Origin of the sequence: Amaricoccus sp., assembly GCF_036846665.1 — a bacterium.
Classification (GTDB): Bacteria; Pseudomonadota; Alphaproteobacteria; order Rhodobacterales; family Rhodobacteraceae; genus Amaricoccus.
In genome coordinates, this window is record NZ_DAIUBO010000082.1 from 1 (window position 1) to 15,652 (window position 15,652).

The following is a 15,652-nucleotide window of genomic DNA, read 5'->3' on the forward strand; positions in this document are numbered from 1 at the left end:
GGACGGTGCGCAAGGCGCGCCGGCCCCCGGCAGGGCCGGCGCGGCCCGATCGCCAAGGGTCGATCGGGCTGGAACACCCGGCCCTGGGTCCGATGAAAGTCGACAGCGAGGGCCGCCGGCCTCAGCCCTTCCGGCCGGTATAGGGCAGCACGATCTCCAGATCGATCAGCCCCTGGCGCTCGCCCACCCATTGCAGGCTGCGCCAGACCAAGCCGGTCCGCGCATCCGCCAGATGCAGGTTCTCGAAACTGCCGGCCGGCCCGCTGCAAGTCTCGCTGACCTCGACGCCCTGGTGGCGCTGATCGAGGATGACCACTTCCTGCGGCCCGACGAATTCGAAGCTGCAGGTGAAGGTCTCGATCCGGCCCTCGGGCGAATTGGCGGGAAACTCGTAGCGCCGCGTCACCCCCTCGGGCCAGCTGCCCGGCGGGATCGCGCGGGTCAGCGGGTCGGGCTGGCTCGAGGTCGCCGAGAGCAGGTCCCAGCCGAGGCCGCGCGTGGCGGTGATCTGCGAGCCGCGCAGCGTCAGGGTCTGGCGCAGGCTCGAGGCATAGGTGACATAGCCGCCGTTGTCGCTGGCCGCGAAGAGATAGGTGGGCGACTTGTCGCTGAGGAGCCGGGCGCGGATCGTCGCCACGTCGGCCCGGTCGATGGCCGCGCGCGTCACCGGCTGGCCCTTGGCCGCGGCGGCCTCGTCGGGCTCGTCCCAGGGGTTCACCTGGTTCACCGCCTCCACGAGGATCGGGTTGAACCCCTGGTTGGTGCAGGCCCCGAGCAGGAGCGCGAGCGCGGCGATCCGTCGCATCATTGCCAGAACGTCCCCCAGCTCTGCTTGAGGTGATAGCGGTCGTAGTCGCGCACGATCGGATAGAGGCGGTTCGAGACCATCAGGTTCGCGCCGCCGTCCCGCGAGACCGAGGTCAGGCCGATGGAATTGTTGGTCTTGGTCTCGAAGGGCACCGTCCAGCGGAACGGGATCTCCAGCGTCACGCCCTTGTCGAAGCTGCCTTCGCCGAAATCCTCGCTGGTCACGTCGGTCAGGGTGAAATAGGCGCCCACCGCCCAGCCGTTGGCGAAGCGCCGGGTCACGTTGACCGTTCCGCCCCAGTCCCCCGCGAGATAGCGCCCGGCCGAGAGCTGGGTTTCCAGCCCGTAGAATCCCGTCTCCCAATAGAGCGAGCCCAGCCCCATCACCACGTCGTAGTCGTAGTAGCCAAAGCCGAAGGGATCGTCGAAGTCGCGCTGCATCACGTAGTTGAGCTCGGCCCCGAGGCCCCAGCTCTGGTTGACCGGCTTCCAGAGGATCTCGCCGCTGACGCCGCCGAACATGCGCTCGATCAGGCCCACCGTGGCGCGGGCATAGACGTCGCGGTTGAGCTTGAAGAGATAATCCGCCGTCAGCTGCGTGAGCTTCGGGTCGTAGCCCGAGTAGTAGCGGCCCTGGTCGCTCCGGACCGGAGGCAGGTTGGTCTCCGAGGGTCCGGGATCGTCGGGCACGTTGATGAAGGGCTGGCTGATGTTCGCCGTGGCCGAGAGACCCGGAGCCAGGTTCAGCCGGAAGCCGAGATCGATGTTGACCCCGAGCTTGATCGGATCCTCCGGCGTCAGCAGCACCAGATAGGGTGCCGGCACCAGGTTCCAGTCGAGCGAGGGATAGGCGTCGCGCACCCAGGCCTCGCGGCCGAGCGAGGGCAGGGCGCCCTCGAGCACCGCGGTCTGCCAGCTCTCGAGCGTGGCGCCGAAGCGGTCGACCTGCGATTCGAAGTCGCTGCGGTCGATGGCGATCGTGGTGGTGACGAGATCGTCCTCCATCATGGTGATGCGGAAGGTCTGGACCGAGGCCGGCATGCCCGCCGAGAGCACCCGCGCGGTGCGGCCGATCGCCTGGGGCTCCTCGTTGAAGCGCAGGTTCGTGATGACCACGTCCACCACCCCCGGCTCGGCCTTGAACTGCTCGAGGCGCATGCCCTCGGCCTTGAGCACCTCCGCGAGCGCCTCGGCCAGCGCGTCGCGCGCCGCCGGATTGGTGGCCCAGTCGGTGCCCTGCGGCGCGTCCATCGCCCGCGCATTGACCGGCAGCGGCCCGGTCCCGAGATCCTGCGGCGCGAGCGGCCGGTTCGGATTGCCGCTCAGCGAGACGTTGAAGCCGACCGTATCGCCGTACATGTAGTAGAGGCCGGCGGTCACGCCCTCGCGCCAGCGGTATTCCGCGCCGAAGTTGAACGGCGATTTGCGCTCGAAGGTCGAGGCCGGGCTCTTCTGCTCGCGCGAATAGGCGTCGGAGGAATATTCCGCCTTCAGCGTCACGTTCTCGATCGGCGTTCGCCATTCGACGCCGCCGAAAAGCGCGGACTCCTCGCCGTGGAAGAAGGTGCCGAAGGCCACCTTGCCACCCTCGCCGAAGTCGTTCTCCCGGTCGCAGAAGCCCGACGAGAGCTCGCAGAACGGGTTCTTGAAGCCGTTCACCCCCGAGAGCCGGCCCCAGCCGATGCCCGCCGTCAGGGTGAAATCCTCGGCGACGGTCTTGCTCGCCACGAGATATTCCGAGGAATAGACCCCGGTGCCGAGGAAGTCGCGGAACCCGAGCGCGAGCGACGGCACCCAGCCGTCGTAATCCTCGTCGAGGATCTGGAGCTGCAAATCGAAGCTGCGGTCGTAGAGATCGTAGGTCGGGTCGTAGACGCCGTTGTCGTCGTTCTGGCCCCAGTTCTTGATCGTGGAATAGCGCAGCGTACCCGAGAGCCGGGGCAGGATCTGGAAATTGAAGTTCCGCCGCGAGGTCTCGCCGAACTGGCTGTAGCTGATCGAGATCTGCCCGTCGGGCTGCGCCTGGGCGCTCGGCATGTCGATCAGGCCGGTGGTGCCGTAGAGGTTCAGGCTCGGCCGGGGCCGCGCCTCCTGCGCCGGCGCGGTCTGGCCCACGGCGAGCGCCGTGGCCGATGCCATGGTCAGGACGGCTGCTCCTGCGCGCAGTCGCTTCTGCGACATCCCACCTACCTCTATTCGGCGCGATTGGCGGCGCCGGTTCGCTCGTTTTGCGCAAGATTGGCCGATCCCGCCGGCGATTGCGAGTCCCCATCGTGCCGTGCCGCGGTTTTCCGCGGCCTGTTGCATGCCTCCCTCATCCGCCCGCCGCGAGAATCGCCCGGAGCCCGGCGCGATAGTCGGGAAAGGCCAGCGCCAGGCCGAGCTCCGCCTTCACCCTCCGGTTCGAGACGCGCTTCGATTCCCCGAAGAAGGACCGCGCCATGGGCGAGAGCGCCGCCTCGTCGAAGGGGATCTCCGGGGGTACCGGCAGGCCGAGCAGCTCCGCGGCGAAGGCGATCACGTCCTGGGGCGGCGCCGGCTCGTCGTCGGCGAGGTTGAAGACCGCGTCCGGCGCCGGCCGGGCCATGGAGGCGGCGAGCGCTGCGGCGATATCCGCGACATGGATGCGGCTGAAGACCTGCCCCGCCTTGACGATGCGCTGCGCCCGGCCCGCGCGCAGCCGGTCGAACGCGCTGCGTCCCGGCCCGTAGATCCCCGCCAGCCGGAAGCGGTGCAGCGGCAGCCCGGTCGCGGCCCATTCGGTCTCTGCCGACACCCGCCAGCGGCTGCGCGCATTGACCGGCACCAGCGCGCTCGCCTCGTCGACCCAGCCGCCCTGCCGGTCGCCGTAGACCCCCGTGGTCGAGAGATAGCCGACCCAGGCGATATCGCGCGCCGCCTGCAGGTCGCCGCGATGCCGCGCCAGCACCGGATCGCCCCAGGCCTCCGGTGGCAGCGACACCAGCACATGGCTCGCGCCCCGGATCGCGGCGCCCACCGCCGCCGCATCCGTCCAGTCGATGGCGTCCACCCCGGCCGCGCGCATGGCCTCGGCCCGCTCGGCCGAGCGCGTCGTGCCCCTGACCCGCCAGGGCGGCGGCAGGCTTGCCGCCAGCCGCGCTGCCGAGTAGCCATGACCCAGCGTCACCAGAACCGGCTCGCCCATGCCGCTCGTCCCTTCCGCTTCGTTTCCCCCGCTCCTTAAGGATTGCCGCCGCCGATGCGAAGGCTCTTTCTGATCGCGCTCCTCGCGCTGCCGCTGCCGGCGGGCGCCGCGATCACCAGCCCGGAGGAATGCACCGCGGCGATCGCCGCGGATCCGGAAGCCGCCCGCGAGGATGCGGCGCTCTGGTCGCGCACCGGCGGCGGCGTTCCCGCCCGACTCTGCGAGGCCGCCGCGCTGGAGGCGATGGGTGCGACCGCCACCGCGGCGCAGCTCCTCTCCGGCCTCGCCGCCAATCCCAACCGGGCGATGCCGGCCGGGCTGCGCGCCATCGTCTTTTTCGATGCGGCGCGGCTCTGGCTCGACGCCGGCAAGCCCGATCTCGCGGCCGAGGCGATCGCCCAGGCCGAGCGGCTGGCGCCGGCCGATGCCGCGGGCCTGATGCTGCGCGCCCGGATCGCGGCCGCGCGCGCGGACTGGCCGGCGGCGCTCTCCGCCCTCGACGCCCTGGTCGCCGCATCGCCCGGCGACGCCGAGGCAAGGGCGCTGCATGCCGCTGCCCTGCGCCATTCCGGCCGGGCCGAGGCGGCCCGCGCCGAGGCCGACCATGCCCGCGCCCTCGACCCGGACCTGCCCGCGGCCCTCTTCGAGGCCGCCGCCGCCCGGGCCGAGCTCGGTGAGACCGATGCCGCGCGCCAGCTCTTCCTCGACCTGATCGAAGCCTATCCGGAGAGCGCGCTGGCGGAACCGGCCCGCCGGACCCTTCACAGGCTCAACTGAGCCGCGCCAAAGCCCATTCTCCCGCGTCGCGCACGACCGGATCGGCGTCGGCCGCGAGGCGCCGCGCCGCCGGCAGGAGCCCCGGATCGCCGGAATTGCCGATCGCATAGGCGACGTTGCGCACGAAGCGGTTGCGCCCGATGCGCTTGATCGGCGAGCCGCGGAAGACCTGCCGGAAGCCCGCGTCGTCGAGCATGGCCAGATGCGCGAGCTCGGGGCATTTCAGCTCGATCCGCGCGAAATATCCCGCCTCCCGCGCCGCGGCGGCGAACTTGTTCCAGGGGCAGACCGCCAGGCAATCGTCGCAGCCGTAGATGCGGTTGCCCATCGCCGCGCGGAATTCCTCGTCCACCGGCCCGGCATGCTCGATGGTCAGATAGGAGATGCAGCGCCGGGCATCGAGCTGGTAGGGCGCTGGGAAGGCCTTCGTCGGGCAGATGTCGAGGCAGGCGCGGCAGCTGCCGCAATGGTCCTCGCCCGGCGCATCGCGCGGCAGCTCCAGCGTGGTGAAGATCGCCCCGAGGAAGAACCAGTTGCCGAGATCCCGGCTCAGCAGATTGGTGTGCTTGCCCTGCCAGCCCAGCCCCGCCGCGGCGGCCAGCGGCTTCTCCATCACCGGGGCGGTGTCGACGAAGACCTTGATCTCCGCCCCGGTCTCGGCCACCAGCCAGCGCCCCAGCCGCTTCAGCCGCCGCTTGACCAGGTCGTGATAATCCCGGCCATGGGCGTAGACGCTGATCGTGCCGCGCCGCGGCCTCTGCAGGTTGCGCAGGGGATCCTCGGCCGGCGTATAGACCTCCGCCAGCATGATCACCGACCGCGCCGCGGGCCAGAGCGCCGCCGGATCGCCGCGCCAGCCCATGCGCTCGGCCATCCAGCCCATGCCGCCGTGGCGCCCCTTCGCGACATAGGCTGCGAGCCGCCCGGCCGCCTGCGGGATCGCGTCCGGCGCGCAGATGCCCGCCGCGCTGAAGCCCTCCTCCAGCGCCCTCGCCTTGATCCTCGGGGCGAGGTCCGCCTGCCCCGGGGCGGTCATGTCAGAAATCCAGATCCGCGTAGTGCTGCGGCGGGGTGAAGCCCGGCACCAGGTCGGCGAGGATCGAGCGGAAGGCGGGGCGCGACTTGATCTTGGCGTACCATTCGTGCAGGCCCGCGTTGCGCGTCCAGTCCACGTCGCCCACGTAGTCGAGGCAGCTCAGATGCGCCGCGGCTGCGAAATCGGCGATGCTGAGCTCGTCGCCCGCCAGCCAGCGCCGATGGTCGGTCAGCCAGCCGATATAGTCGAGATGGTACTTGATGTTGCGGCTGCCGGCCTTGATCTTCTCGCTCTCGGGATAGCCGGTCTTGGCGAGCTTCTTGTTCACCCGCTCGTAGAGCAGGTTCGCGGTGACCTCGTCGTGGAACTTGTCGTCGAACCAGGCCGCGAGCCGCCGCGCCTCGGCCCGCGCCGCCGGGGTCTTGGGCAGGAGCGCCGGCTCCGGGCAGGTCTCCTCGATATATTCGAAGATCGCCGCGGAATCCGACAGCACCAGGTCGCCGATCTTCAGGACCGGCACCCGCGCCGCCGGATTCATGCGCAGGAAATCCATGCGCCGCTCCCAGGGCTTCTCCTCCACCAGCTCGACCTCGATCTTCTTCTCGGCCAGCACCAGGCGGATCTTGCGGCAGAAGGGCGACAGCGGCTGGTGGTAGAGACGGCGCATCGGCGCTCCTTCCGTTGATCCCTGCTCGACGCCCTTCATCCTATGTCGCCGCGCATTTTACAACCGCCGGCGTCGTCGTGGTCGGGGCCATCGCATCCGGCGCGCATCCTGTCTTCCGCGACCGCCCCGCCCCGGAACGGGACGGAACGGAACGGAACGGAACGGAACGGAACGGAACGGAACGGAACGGGGGCAGACGGGGTCGCGCGCTCAGATGCAATATCCCTGTCGGGAACCCGGATAGCCATTGGGATTCCGAAACGCGGCGTCGACGATGGCCGATCGGACTCTTGTCCGGATACCGCGGGCCGCAGGTCCCTGGGGAGGGCGCGCTTGCGCGGGGGCCGGTTTCCCGGCAGGAACGCCTCATGGTTGTGCGGCGCGGAGGGCTGATCCGGCGGATGGTGCGGCGCGCGCTGCGCTGGGCTGCGTTCGCCGTGCTGGTGGTCTCGACCACCGTTCTGGCGCTGCGCTGGGTCAATCCGCCGGTGACCTGGCTGATGGCGAGCGAATGGTGGCGCCTCGGCGCGATCGAGCGGGAATGGCGGGCGCTGCCGGCGATGTCGCCCTATCTGCCGCTCTCGGCGGTGGCGGCGGAGGATGCCGATTTCTGCGGCCACAGCGGCTTCGACTTCGCGGGGATCCGCGCGGCGCTCGCCGATGACACGCGGCTGCGCGGCGGCTCGACCATCAGCCAGCAGGTCGCGAAGAACGTGTTTCTATGGCCGGCGCGGTCCTGGTCGCGCAAGGGGCTCGAGGCGGGCTTCACCGTGCTGATCGAGATCCTCTGGCCGAAGCGGCGCATCCTCGAGGTCTATCTCAACGTGGCGGAATTCGACGCCGGCGTCTTCGGGGTCGAGGCGGCGTCGCGGCGCTATTTCGGCGTCGGTGCGGCGGATGTGGGGCCGCAGCGCGCGGCGCGGCTGATGGCGGTCCTGCCCGACCCCAGGCACCGCTCGCCCGTCAGCGGCACCGCCTTCATCCGCAGGCGCGGCGCCGCCATCGAGAGCGGTGCGGCGACGATCCGCGAGGATGGGCGGGCGGATTGCTTCCTGTGAGCGGCGGGCACCCCGGTGGCACCGGCGCGCCGGGGCGCCTTGGCAACGGCCGCGCCGGGATCGCCCGACCGGTGCGCCGGATCGCCGCCGCCGGTCAGCGGCGCGCCGCGAGCCGGGTGCGGAGGCGGGCGCGGACCTCCTCGGGCTCCTCGGCGACGGCCGCGCCCAGCGCCCGGAGCTCGCGCCGCAGCCCGTGGATCTGATCGATGAGCGACAGGACCAGCGCCGCGGCATCCTCGTCCATGTCGAAATCCGCCGAGAGCTCGGCGAGGAGATTGAGCCGCGCCAGATCCGCCTCGCCGAACACGAGCCGCCCCTCGCGCTCGTCCGGCGCCAGGCAATTGGCCGCCACGAAGGCGCGCAGGCGCGTGACCGTCAGCCCCTCGACGCTCGCGACCACCTCGGTCTCGCTGTAGAAATGCGTCATGCCCCCATCCCCCGTCGCGGATCGTAGCGGTGGTCCACGCGCCAGCGGCGCATGAAGTCCTCGAGCTCCGGATCGATCTTTGGTGGCGCCACGATCTTCAGCGTCACGCGCTGGTCGCCGTGGCCCGCGCCCTTCTTCACCCCCCGGCCGCGCAGCCGCAGCACCTGGCCGCTGGTCGCGCCCTTCGGCACGGTCAGCGCCACGCGGCCGCCGATGGTCGGGCATTCGATCTTCGCGCCCAGCACCGCCTCGTCGAAGGTGATCGGCAGATCGACCAGGATATCGGCCGCCTCGCGCCGGAAGAACGGATGCGCCGCGACGCTCACCGTCACCAGCGCGTCGCCCGACGGCCCGCCGCCCAGCCCCGGCCCGCCCTTGCCGCGCAGCCGGATCGTCTGGCCGTCGGCGAGGCCCTCGGGGATCTTCACGTCGAGCGTGCCGCCGCCCGGCAGGGTGATGCGCCGCACCGCGCCCTTGGCGGCCTCGAGGAACCCGACCTCCAGCGTGTAGTACTGGTCGGGTCCGCGCATCTGCATTCCTCCGGAGCGGCCGCCGCGGGCGCGCTGGCCGAAGAGATCGCCGAAGACGTCGGAGAAATCCTCGTAGCCGCGCGAGGTGTGATAGGTGGCCTCCGGCCCCTCGGCGTATTCGCGGTAGAACCGCCGCTCCGGCGTCTCCTGCCCCGAGGCGTCGATCTCGCCGCGGTCGAATCGTCCGCGCTTCTCGGGGTCCTTGAGCAGGTCGAAGGCCGCCGCCGCCGCCTTGAACCGCGCCTCCGCCGCGGGATCGCCCGGGTTGAGGTCGGGGTGGCTCTCCTTGGCGATGCGCCGATAGGCCTTCTTGATGTCGTCCTGCGAGGCGGTCTTGGTGACGCCCAGCGCCGCATAGGGATCGTTGCTCATGGGCGCGCCCCGCCGGTTTCCTGCCGATTGCGGGGGTGAGGGTTTCCCGGCGCGCCGCCGTTGTCAACTCGCGACGCCGGGTCGGGGGAACCGCATCCGAATTGGATTGTCCGACGCTCCATGCTAGATATCCGAACCGTCCGCATGCGGGGACCGGGCGCGGACGGCGGGGTGAGGCTGCGCCCGTCCGGGGCTTCCGGAGAACGTCATGCGGGACTGGAACGGCGCGACATCGAACGGCGTCCTGGCCGCGCTGGCGCCGGGCGACCTGGAGCGGCTGCGCCCGGATCTGGAGCCCGTGGAGCTTCCGCTGCGCATGCGGCTCGCCGCGGCCAACCGACCGATCGAGCATGTCTATTTCCCCGAATCAGGGATCGCTTCGATCGTGACCGGCGTCGGGCACGACATCCCCATCGAGGTCGGGATCATCGGGCGCGAGGGGCTCGTCAACCTGCCCGTGGTCACGGGCGCCGACCGCTCGCCGAACGAGGCCTTCATGCAATCCCCCGGCCAGGGCCACCGCATCGGCGCCGAGCGTCTGCAGGCGGCGATGGAGGCTAGCCCGGCGCTGACGCGGGTGCTGCTGCATTTCGTCCATGTCTTCATGATGCAGACCGCCTCCACCGTGCTGGCGAACGGCCGGGCCAGCATCCCCGAGCGCCTCGCGCGCTGGCTCCTGATGGCCCATGACCGCGTCGACGGCGACACGCTGCATTCCACCCACCAGTTTCTCTCCATCATGCTCGGCGTGCGCCGGTCGAGCGTCTCCACCGCGCTGCGCGACTTCGAGGCCCGGAGAGTGATCTCCAGGCGGCGGGGCTCGGTGAGCATCCGCGACCGGGACGGCCTCGTCGCGCTGGCCAGGGGCTATTACGGCACGGCCGAGCGGGAGCTCGAGCGCCTCTACGCGACATCGGCCAAGCTCCGCTGAGGGTACGCCAGCGTACCAAGTCGGTCGTTGCATTCTCCCGGCTGGCTCCCAAATAATCGTCCGTTCATGCGGGGCTTGGCCCTGCAACAGATCGCGCCGCCTCCGATGGAGTTGCTGCAATGCCCGACACCAGACTTGCCTTTGCGAACCACCGCAAGGCAACCGGACGATACTACGACAACGAGGAATTGAAGCTTTTCGAAAGCCTGCTCGCCGAAATATTCGACGATATTTCCGGGACAGACGATCACATGTGTGCGCCGGAGAATGTACCCGAGACCCGCAAGCGGATCGCCATGGCGATCATCGCCGCGGCCGAGGAGGGCGAAACCAGCGCCGCGCGGCTCAAGCAGGCGGCCATGGACCGGCTGTTCTGAGGCACGCCGCGGCGGCCGGCGGACCGCCAACCCGTCGGCGGGCGCGGGATCGGCCGGACCCCGCGGCCGCGGATCCCCTGCCGCCGCGAGCCCGGCGGTCGCCCCCTTGAATCCCCGCCGGGCCATTCCTTTCTTTAGGGGGAAGCCCGTGCAGGGGCTCGCGAATTCCAGATCCGGCTCGCCAGACGGGCTCCGGAGGCCGCTGGGCCGGTCCGGAGGGTGCCGCGCATCGGCGATCGGGCGGATCCCGCGCCCCCGCCGGTCCAGGCCGGCATCCGGCCGGCCGATGCATGCGACAACGAGGTCATGAAGATGCAGATCACACCGTTTCTCGCCTTCGACGCCGATCCCTTCGATCCCTTCGCGGCGCTGCGCCGGCTCCGGTCCGACGCCGCCCGCGGCATCCCCGCTTCCGACCGGGCCGGCGCCTTCCCGGCGGTCAATCTCTGGCAGGGCGCCGACAGCATCGCAGTCACCGCCGAGATCCCCGGGATCGCGCCGGCGGACATCGACATCACCGTGCACGACGACCGGGTCGTGATCTCCGGCGAGCGCAGGCCGCCCGAGGCGGCCGAGGACGCCGTCTGGCTGCGCCGCGAGCGCGCCTACGGCAAGTTCAGCCGGGCCATCCGGCTGCCCTACCGGGTCGATCCCGACCGGGTCGAGGCGCGCTTCCACGACGGCGTGCTGAAGATCGAGCTCCAGCGCCCCGAGGCCGACAAGCCGCGCCGCATCCGCATCGCTTCCGCCTGACACGAGGAAAGAGCCATGAGCACCGAAGTCAGAGAGACCGAAGAGACCACCGCCGCCGAACCGGTCCGCGGCGACCGCGACACCCCGGTCTTCCGCCCCCGCGCCGACATCCGCGAGGGCAAGGGCGGCGTGACCCTCACACTGGAGATGCCCGGCGTCGGCCCCGACGGCGTCGACATCGACCTCGACCGCCGGGTCCTGACCATCCGCGGCCGGGGCCGTGTCACCCAGCCGGAGGGCTTCCGCCAGGTCTATGCCGAATACGCCGAGGGCGACTACGAACGCGTCTTCACGCTCTCCGAGGAGATCGACGAGGCCGCGATCCGCGCCGGCATGGCGAACGGCGTGCTGACGCTGGAACTGCCCCGCGCCGAGGCCGCCAAGCCGCGGCGGATCGAGGTCCGCGCCGGCTGACCCCATCGGAAAGGAGAGAGATCATGCAGATCAAGGACATGCTGCCCTGGGCGCGCAAGGACCTGCCCGCCGAATCGCGCAGCGACGATGACAGCCCGATCGCCTCGCTGCAGCGCGAGATGAACCGGGTCTTCGACAGCTTCTGGTCCGGTGCGGGCCGCCCCTTCGGCAACCTGCCCGCGGCCTTCGCCACCGGCGCGCCGAGGACGGACGTGGTGGAGACCGAGGGCGGGGTGGAGGTCACCGTCGAGCTGCCGGGGATGGAGGAGAAGGACATCGAGGTCACCCTGACCGACGAGGCGGTCACCATCCGCGGCGAGAAGAAGATCGAGCGCAAGGAGGAGAAGAAGGGCTACTACGTCTCCGAGCGCTCCTACGGCACGGTCTTCCGCACGGTGCCGCTGCCCTCGGGCGTCGACAGCGACAAGGCCGAGGCGAAGTTCCGCAACGGCGTTCTCAGCGTGCATCTGCCGCATAGCTCCGAGGCCAGGGCCAAGGTCAAGAAGGTCGCCGTGAAATCCGCCTGAGCCGCGGCGCCCCCGGAGGACAGAGGCCGTGCCGCGGCAGCCACCGCGACACGCCGAACCGATTGCCCGAAGGTGGTAAGACGCGGCATCTGGACGGGTCGAACGGCCAGGATCCACCCCGAACCGGCGACAGCGAGGCACTGCCTCGCGCCGGTTCGTCGGCCACAGCGCGCCCCCGCAAAGACCAGCGGTCATGCCGCCAATTTTGCAGAAGAAGCTGGACACTGCTCACCTGTCAAATCCGCGAGGGAAGGCGGCGGCGTCGCGGGAGGACTGGCTCCGGTCCAGTTCCAACAGTACTGATCGGGGAACGAGGACGGGAACCGTCGCCGGGTTGCGAGCCCGTCAGGCGGGACCGGCCGCGCCCCAGAGCTCGGTCAGCCCGCCTTCCATGCACCCCACGGGGTCCTGCGCCGGGACCGGCAGGCGGGCGATGCGCGCGCGCATCTCCGCCGTGGGCGCATCCCGGCAGATGTCGGCGCGCTGACCCGGCGGATAGGCCCCGACGATCAGGAGGTCGCCGCTCGCCGCGAGCCGGCAATGCCCGGTTCCGGCGGGCAGCACCGTCACGTCGCCGGGGCCGATCTCCACCTCCCGCCCGCCCGGCCCGCCGAGCAGCACGCGCCCCCGCCCCGCCGCGCAGCCGAGCGCCTCGTGCCCGAGGGTGTGGTAGTGGTGATAGGGAAAGATGCCGTTGCGCCAGCGCGGCGGCCAGCCGTTCCGGGCGAGAAGCGCCTCGAGCGCCGTCGCGGCGGCCTCGCCCGCGCCCGGTACGACGCCGCGATAGAGCAGCACCGGGAAGCGCGGGTGGTTGGGCATCGCCCCGCTCGGCCCGAGGCGGAAATGCTCGATCCGCATCCCCGCCCCCCGGGCCAGGCGCCGCGGGCCTTCAGGCCCGCACCGCCTCCGCCTCGTCGCTCAGCGGATGCTCCAGCCGCGACAGCATCTCCTTCGGCACGATCTGGCGGAAGTTCGGCAGCTCGTCCTCCCAGTGCCGCAGGATCTCGGTCGCGCGCGGGCTGCCGGTCTCCTCGGCGTGGCGCTCCACGAGGCCGCGCAGCCGCGCCTCCCAGGCCGCGGAGGCGACCGGCGTCACGATCACCGTCTCGCCGTTCAGCCGCAGCATGACCTCGTCGTCGGGATCGTAGAGCCAGGCCATGCCCCCGGTCATGCCGGCGGCGAAATTGTCGCCGAACCGGCCGAGGATCACCGCGACGCCGCCGGTCATGTACTCGCAGCCGTTCGAGCCGCAGCCCTCGACCACCACCTCGGCGCCGGAATTGCGCACGCAGAACCGCTCGCCGGCGCGGCCCGAGGCGAAGAGCGATCCCGCCGTCGCGCCGTAGAGCACCGTGTTGCCGATAATGGCGTTCTCGTGCGGCTTCAGGGGAGAGCCGAGCGGCGGGCGCACCACGATGGTCGCGCCCGAGAGCCCCTTGCCGACATAATCGTTGGCCTCGCCCATGACCTCGATCTTCAGCCCCGGCGCCCCGAAGGCGCCGAGCGATTGCCCGGCGGAGCCCGCGAGCTTGATCGTCAGATGGTCCGGCTGGAGCCCGTTCTTCATGCCGAAGCGCTGCACGATATGGCTCGAGACCCGCGTGCCGATCGAGCGCAGGGTGTTCTGCACCGCATAGCTCAGCTGCATCTTCTCGCCGTCCTTGAAGAAGGGCTCGGCGTCGGCGACGATCTGCGCGTCCAGCGTGTCGGGCACCACCTGGCGCTGCCGCCGGCGGTCGTAATTGACCGGCGCGCCCTCGTCGACGTTGATGAGCAGCGGGTTGAGGTCGAGGTCGTCGAGATGCTCGGCGCCGCGGCTGATCTGGGTCAAGAGGTCCGCCCGCCCGATCACCTCGTCGATCGAGCGCGCACCGACGCTTGCGAGCACCTCGCGCACCTCCTGGGCATAGAAGCTCATCAGGTTGACGACCTTGTCCGCCGTGCCGGTGAACTTGGCCCGAAGGGCCGGATCCTGGGTGCAGACCCCCACCGGGCAGGTGTTCGACTGGCATTGCCGCACCATGATGCAGCCCATGGCGATCAGCGAGGCGGTGCCGATGCCGAATTCCTGCGCCCCGAGCATGGCCGCGATGACGATGTCGCGCCCCGTGCGCAGGCCCCCGTCGGTCCTGAGGATCACCCGGTCGCGCAGGTTGTTGACGCTCAGAACCTGATGCGCCTCCGAGAGCCCCATCTCCCAGGGCAGGCCCGCGAACTTGATCGAGGTCACCGGCGAGGCGCCGGTGCCGCCGTTGTGGCCCGAGATCAGGATCACGTCCGCCTTGGCCTTGGCCACGCCCGCCGCGATCGTGCCGACCCCCGACTGGCTGACCAGCTTCACGCAGACCTTGGCCCGCGGGTTGATCTGCTTGAGGTCGTAGATCAGCTGCGCCAGATCCTCGATCGAATAGATGTCGTGGTGCGGCGGCGGCGAGATCAGCGTGACGCCGGGCGTCGAATGCCGCAGCTTGGCGATCAGCTCGGTCACCTTGATGCCGGGCAGCTGCCCGCCCTCGCCGGGCTTCGCGCCCTGGGCGATCTTGATCTCCAGCTCCTCGCAGTTGTTGAGATATTCCGCCGTCACCCCGAAGCGGCCCGAGGCCACCTGCTTGATCTTGGCGGAGGCATTGTCGCCGTTCGGCTCGGGGATGAAATGCGCGGGATCCTCGCCGCCCTCGCCTGAGTCGCTCTTCGCCCCGATCCGGTTCATGGCGATGTTGAGCGTCTTGTGCGCCTCGGGGCTGAGCGCGCCGAGCGACATGCCCGGCGTCACGAAGCGCTTGCGGATCGCGGTGATGCTCTCGACCTGGTCGAGCGGCACCGGCGCGGATCGCGGCTGGAAGTCCAGGAGGTCGCGCAGATGGATCGGCGGCCGCGCCTGCATCGCCCGGGAATAGCGCGTCCAGATCTCGTAGGAGCCCCGATCGCAGGCCGATTGCAGCACATGCATCGCCTGGGCTTCCCAGCCATGGGTCTCGCCCGAGCGCCGCGCCTTGTAGAAGCCGCCGATCGGCAGCACCGCGGCGCCGCCGCGCCAGGCCTGGGCATGGATACGCTCCACCTGCCGCTGCACGCCGGTGACGCCGATGCCCGAGATCCGGCTGACCATGCCGGGGAAATATTCCGCCACCATGGCGCGCGACAGCCCCACCGCCTCGAAGTTCAGCCCGCCGCGATAGGAGGAGATCACCGAGATCCCCATCTTGGACATGATCTTCAGAAGGCCCCAGTCGATCGCCTCGCGGTAGCGGGCGACCGCATCCGTCAGGCTGCCCTCGATCAGCCCGCGCGCGATGCGGTCGGCGATGGAATCCTCTGCCAGATAGGCGTTGACCGTGGTCGCGCCGCTCCCCACCAGCACCGCGAAGTAATGCGGGTCGATGCATTCCGCCGAGCGCACGTTGAGCGAGGTGAAGGTCCTGAGGCCCTTGCGCGTCAGCCAGGAATGCACCGCGCTGGTGGCCAGGATCATCGGCATGCCCGCGCGTGTCGCATCCTGTCGACGGTCGCTCAGCACCAGATGGTTGGCGCCGGCGCGCACCGCGTTCTCCGCCTCGGCGCGGATGCGCGCGAGCGCGTCGCGCAACGCGTTCGCGCCCTTGCCCACCGGGAAGGTGCAGTCGATCGCCACCGCATCCTCGCCGGCCCGCTCGGCGAGGAAGGCGAAGCGCGCGTTCGAGACGAAGGGGCTTTCGAGCGTGTAGATCTCGGTCTGGGAATTGTCCTGGTCGAGCACGTTCTTGAGATTGCCGAACCGGGTCTTGAGGCTCATCACCCGATGCTCGCGCAGCGAGTCGATCGGCGGGTTGG

General features: G+C 70.4%; 16 protein-coding genes. 7 read left to right on the forward strand and 9 right to left on the reverse strand.

Features of this window, described 5'->3' with window-relative positions; all coding sequences use genetic code 11:
* Positions 1 to 121: 121 nt before the first annotated feature.
* From V7050_RS09845 to V7050_RS09855, 3 genes are all read right to left on the reverse strand, one after another.
* Positions 122 to 808 carry a YjbF family lipoprotein gene (locus V7050_RS09845; RefSeq protein ID WP_324370464.1) on the reverse strand — a complete coding sequence of 229 codons (687 nt, stop codon included), beginning with the start codon at positions 806 to 808 and terminating at the stop codon, positions 122 to 124.
* Positions 805 to 2,988: a YjbH domain-containing protein gene (locus V7050_RS09850; RefSeq protein WP_324370466.1), complete on the reverse strand. Its 2,184-nt coding sequence runs from the start codon at positions 2,986 to 2,988 to the stop codon at positions 805 to 807. The genes V7050_RS09845 and V7050_RS09850 overlap by 4 nt, the downstream gene beginning before the upstream one ends.
* A gap of 133 nt (positions 2,989 to 3,121) precedes the next feature.
* Positions 3,122 to 3,973, reverse strand: a complete 852-nt coding sequence (locus V7050_RS09855; RefSeq protein WP_324373669.1) for an SDR family oxidoreductase — start codon at positions 3,971 to 3,973, stop codon at positions 3,122 to 3,124.
* 54 nt (positions 3,974 to 4,027) lie between these two features.
* On the opposite strand from V7050_RS09855, the gene V7050_RS09860 reads away from it, so the two are divergent.
* On the forward strand, positions 4,028 to 4,750 hold the full coding sequence (locus tag V7050_RS09860; protein ID WP_324366290.1) for a hypothetical protein: 723 nt from the start codon (positions 4,028 to 4,030) through the stop codon (positions 4,748 to 4,750).
* On the opposite strand, the gene queG is transcribed toward V7050_RS09860, so the two are convergent.
* Both queG and fzlA read right to left on the reverse strand, forming a co-directional pair.
* Positions 4,743 to 5,786, reverse strand: a complete 1,044-nt coding sequence (gene queG / locus V7050_RS09865; RefSeq protein WP_324366292.1) for a tRNA epoxyqueuosine(34) reductase QueG — start codon at positions 5,784 to 5,786, stop codon at positions 4,743 to 4,745. The two genes, V7050_RS09860 and queG, sit on opposite strands and share 8 nt — an antisense overlap.
* A gap of 1 nt (position 5,787) precedes the next feature.
* Positions 5,788 to 6,453 carry an FtsZ-binding protein FzlA gene (fzlA, locus tag V7050_RS09870; protein ID WP_324366294.1) on the reverse strand — a complete coding sequence of 222 codons (666 nt, stop codon included), beginning with the start codon at positions 6,451 to 6,453 and terminating at the stop codon, positions 5,788 to 5,790.
* Between the two features lie 368 nt (positions 6,454 to 6,821).
* Here fzlA and mtgA point away from each other — a divergent pair, with 368 nt between their 5' ends.
* Positions 6,822 to 7,511 (forward strand): monofunctional biosynthetic peptidoglycan transglycosylase, encoded by a 690-nt coding sequence (gene mtgA, locus V7050_RS09875; RefSeq protein WP_324366296.1) that lies wholly within the window; start codon positions 6,822 to 6,824, stop codon positions 7,509 to 7,511.
* 94 nt (positions 7,512 to 7,605) lie between these two features.
* On the opposite strand, the gene V7050_RS09880 is transcribed toward mtgA, so the two are convergent.
* Positions 7,606 to 7,938 (reverse strand): hypothetical protein, encoded by a 333-nt coding sequence (locus tag V7050_RS09880; protein WP_324366298.1) that lies wholly within the window; start codon positions 7,936 to 7,938, stop codon positions 7,606 to 7,608.
* On the reverse strand, positions 7,935 to 8,840 hold the full coding sequence (locus tag V7050_RS09885; RefSeq protein ID WP_324366300.1) for a DnaJ C-terminal domain-containing protein: 906 nt from the start codon (positions 8,838 to 8,840) through the stop codon (positions 7,935 to 7,937). The genes V7050_RS09880 and V7050_RS09885 overlap by 4 nt, the downstream gene beginning before the upstream one ends.
* Positions 8,841 to 9,048: 208 nt before the next feature.
* Between V7050_RS09885 and V7050_RS09890 the strand changes: the two genes are divergently transcribed.
* The 5 genes from V7050_RS09890 (at position 9,049) to V7050_RS09910 (ending at position 11,842) form a co-directional block, all read left to right on the forward strand.
* On the forward strand, positions 9,049 to 9,771 hold the full coding sequence (locus V7050_RS09890) for a Crp/Fnr family transcriptional regulator (RefSeq protein ID WP_324366302.1): 723 nt from the start codon (positions 9,049 to 9,051) through the stop codon (positions 9,769 to 9,771).
* Positions 9,772 to 9,890: 119 nt separating this feature from the next.
* Positions 9,891 to 10,148 (forward strand): hypothetical protein, encoded by a 258-nt coding sequence (locus V7050_RS09895; protein ID WP_324366304.1) that lies wholly within the window; start codon positions 9,891 to 9,893, stop codon positions 10,146 to 10,148.
* Between the two features lie 312 nt (positions 10,149 to 10,460).
* On the forward strand, positions 10,461 to 10,901 hold the full coding sequence (locus V7050_RS09900) for an Hsp20/alpha crystallin family protein (RefSeq protein WP_324366306.1): 441 nt from the start codon (positions 10,461 to 10,463) through the stop codon (positions 10,899 to 10,901).
* 15 nt (positions 10,902 to 10,916) lie between these two features.
* The gene (locus V7050_RS09905) at positions 10,917 to 11,315 is read left to right on the forward strand and encodes an Hsp20/alpha crystallin family protein (protein ID WP_324366308.1); all 399 of its coding nucleotides are present in this window, start codon (positions 10,917 to 10,919) and stop codon (positions 11,313 to 11,315) included.
* 23 nt (positions 11,316 to 11,338) lie between these two features.
* On the forward strand, positions 11,339 to 11,842 hold the full coding sequence (locus tag V7050_RS09910) for an Hsp20/alpha crystallin family protein (protein ID WP_324366309.1): 504 nt from the start codon (positions 11,339 to 11,341) through the stop codon (positions 11,840 to 11,842).
* A 345-nt stretch (positions 11,843 to 12,187) separates the two neighbouring features.
* On the opposite strand, the gene V7050_RS09915 is transcribed toward V7050_RS09910, so the two are convergent.
* Entirely contained in the window at positions 12,188 to 12,700 is a 513-nt protein-coding gene (locus V7050_RS09915; RefSeq protein WP_324366311.1) for a cupin, read from the reverse strand.
* A 31-nt stretch (positions 12,701 to 12,731) separates the two neighbouring features.
* The coding region (gltB, locus tag V7050_RS09920) for a glutamate synthase large subunit (RefSeq protein ID WP_324410503.1) at positions 12,732 to 15,652 on the reverse strand (2,921 nt) is incomplete at its 5' end.